The organism is Rhizorhabdus sp. (assembly GCF_018006725.1).
GTDB lineage: Bacteria > Pseudomonadota > Alphaproteobacteria > Sphingomonadales > Sphingomonadaceae > Rhizorhabdus.
The window spans coordinates 1-2,847 of sequence record NZ_JAGMXV010000431.1 but is presented as its reverse complement, the minus strand read 5'-3'; the positions used below and the strand labels follow the sequence as shown (position 1 = coordinate 2,847).

The window sequence follows — 2,847 nt, the reverse complement described above, 5'->3', positions numbered from 1 at the left end:
TCGGCCACGACCCCGGATCGGCGAAGGCAGGCACCGTCCTGCTGCGCGCCTACCAGCTGCCCGGCGAGCCAGACTGGTCATGGTGGGTCGTCGGCGAGATGATGACCCGCAACGAAACCAGCGAGCAACACGCGGTCAAGGCCATGGCCCGGTGCAAGTCTCTCGGCGTCAACGTCCATGCCGACGGCGACCGCGCCCACGTTCGCGCCGACCCGTACGGCAAGAACGCCAAGCAGCCGGACAAGGACGTCTATCGCGTCTGGTCGCGCGTCGGCTTCGACATTCGCGCCGCGCAGTACAGCGAGGCCGGAACCGGCACCGGGCAGATCAAGGTCGAGGCGCGGATCGAGATGATCTGCCGCCTGCTATGCGACGCATCCGGCCGGCGCCGTCTCTACGTCGACGTCGACGACCAGGGGCAGCCCGTCGCCCCGATGCTGGTCAACGCGCTGGAGTCGAGCGAACGCGACGAGGCTGGCCGGGCCGAGTCCGAGCGCAAGGACGACACCGACCTGAGTGACCTTCCGTCGGCGCTGTCCTATGCCCTGTGGCCGTTCGAGAAAGAATCCGCCGAGGGCATCCGCTCAGGCGTTCGAAAGGAACTGACGTGAGCTTCTTCGACTTGGTCAAGGATGGCAGCCGGCACGAGCTCGGCAACTATCTGCGCGACAACTACAAGAACAACCCGGCCGAGATCGAGCGCCGCAAGCAAGCCAAGAAGCGCGACGATTTCTACGCCGGCGAGGGCGACGAGTACATCATCGGACTGATCGCTGCGACGTTCCAGGACCCCGAGAACCGCAAGATGCGGACGGCGCTCGTGAGCCACGCGAAGTGGAACAACGTGATCGCCCGCGTCGTGAACGAAAAGGCCAGCGTCTACAAGCTGCCAGCTCGTCGACGCGTGAACGGCGAGCCGAACCAGGCCAGGTATCAAGCCCTACTCGATGCCATCGCGATGGACCAACTCGCGCAGGCCATCGACCGCAAGCTTGCTCTACACGAAGACTGCTGGGTCCAGTACCGCCTGCGCGTCGGCGGCGACGGCGAGGTCGAGCCGACTGTCGACGTGGTCAGCCCGGCCGGCTTCTATGCCGTCTGCTCGCCGACCGACAAGACAAGCCTGGTCGGCGTGATCGTAGACGCGGCGCCGGCCATGGTCAACGCCCCGTCCTCGATGCCGCATTACTACGCGGTCAGTCCCGACGAGGCGTTCTTTCTCGATGCTGAGATGAACATGATCGAGTCAACTCTGGTCAAGCCGACCGGCGGCCGAGCGATGTCCGGGTTCCTCGCCACGACCCGCCTGCCCGGCACCAAGGAGTCCGGCGGTCTGCTCGCCCGTGCGCCGTGCGCCGACCTCGTAGCCGCTCACGAGTCGGTGTGGTTCGAAGATGTGCTGCTGCTCAAGGAGAGCACCAGCCTGAATAACCAGACCTACCTGACCGGCGACCTGTCGATGGCAGCTCAGGGGCAGGTCGCGGACACGACCCGAGAGGCGACGTTGCCTGAGGGGGTGTCGGTGCAGTCGGTCAATCGAGGCGTCGACCTGTCGCAGTACCGCGACACCGCCGACCATATCCTCGAGCGCGGCGGCGCGAACCATGGCCTTCCGCCGTCAGTGCTTCACCACCGGGACTCGTCGAGCGGCGCGGAGATCCACCTTCGCCGCATCCCGCTACACGAGCTGCGCGAGGAGCGCATCCCGTTCCTGCGCCGGGTCGAGCGGCGGCTGGTGACCATCATGGCCCAGGTCAACGCGGCCCGCCTGCCGGAGTTCGCGTTCGACCCGGCGGGCTGGGGCATCGACTTCGCCGAGGTGCAGCAGCCGCTCACCGAGGATGAGCGCGACCGCGTGTTCGAGAACCGGCGCCGGCTGCTGATGACCGACACGATCGAGGAGGAGCGTCGCCGCAACCCGGACGTCGTCGACGACGCCGAGGCGTGGAAGCGCATCGACACGCGGCTCGACAACGAAACGCGCCGGGTCCTGAGCCAGCGCGCGCTGATGCAGATCGGATCCGGAATCGATTCATCGGTGGAGACGCCGATGCCCGACCAAGCCGCCGTGTCGTCGGTCGACTCCATGCCGAGCGAATCCATCGAGCCGGCCCCAGCCGTCGACGCCAACGCCGCGCCGCCAGCCGACGCAACCGCCGCGACAAGCCCGGAGCTGAAACAGTTCAACGGGGCCCAGATCACCTCGATCGTCGAGTTGGTGCGGCAGGCTGCCGCCGGCGAGGTGTCTCGCGTGTCAGCCATCGCCATCCTGCGCATCGGGTTCGCGATGTCCGACGAAGAGGCGGCCGAGATCGTCGGCCCCGAGGACTTCAAGCCGACGGCCACAGCATCACCGGCGCCGAGTAATTTTGGCGCCGCCGATACGGACGCGGCATCGTCCGGGTAACACGCGACGCGAGCGGAAATCGCGGGACACGGGCAGACGGTCCGCCTTAGCGACCGGGACACCGAGGGAACCAAAATGGCCGACGAGAACAGCAACGCCAGCACCACCAACGAGCAGCCCGCCGCCGGCGAAGCTGCGCCCACCGCGACCACCGGGGCAACCCCCGCACCGCCGAGCGAGCGCACCTTCACCGAGGCTGAGGTCAACCGGATCGTGGCCGATCGCGTTGCTCGAGCGAAGGCGAAGGGACCCGCACCGACCGAGGCAGCGAACCAGGCGAAGCCATCCCAGCAGCCGGGCGAATGGATCAATGACTTCAACGATGCAGTTGACGAGGTCGCCGAAGAACTCGGCGTCCGCGTCCCGCTGAACATCAAGAAGCGCATTCGCGGGCCGTTCCAAGCGGAGCGGCCAGAAGACCCGACGGCGTGGGTCAAGGG

2 protein-coding genes and 1 pseudogene are annotated in these 2,847 nt (G+C 67.1%); all 3 read left to right on the top strand.

From position 1 onward, the window contains the following. The coding region (locus KAY22_RS27350) for a hypothetical protein (RefSeq protein WP_296626187.1) at positions 1-611 on the top strand (611 nt) is incomplete at its 5' end. Further along, a complete protein-coding gene (locus tag KAY22_RS27345) occupies positions 608-2,407 on the top strand; it encodes a hypothetical protein (protein ID WP_296626186.1) in 1,800 nt (599 codons plus the stop codon). The genes KAY22_RS27350 and KAY22_RS27345, both read left to right, overlap by 4 nt. A gap of 75 nt (positions 2,408-2,482) precedes the next feature. Continuing rightward, positions 2,483-2,847, top strand: a pseudogene (locus KAY22_RS27340) (hypothetical protein); the annotation flags it as partial.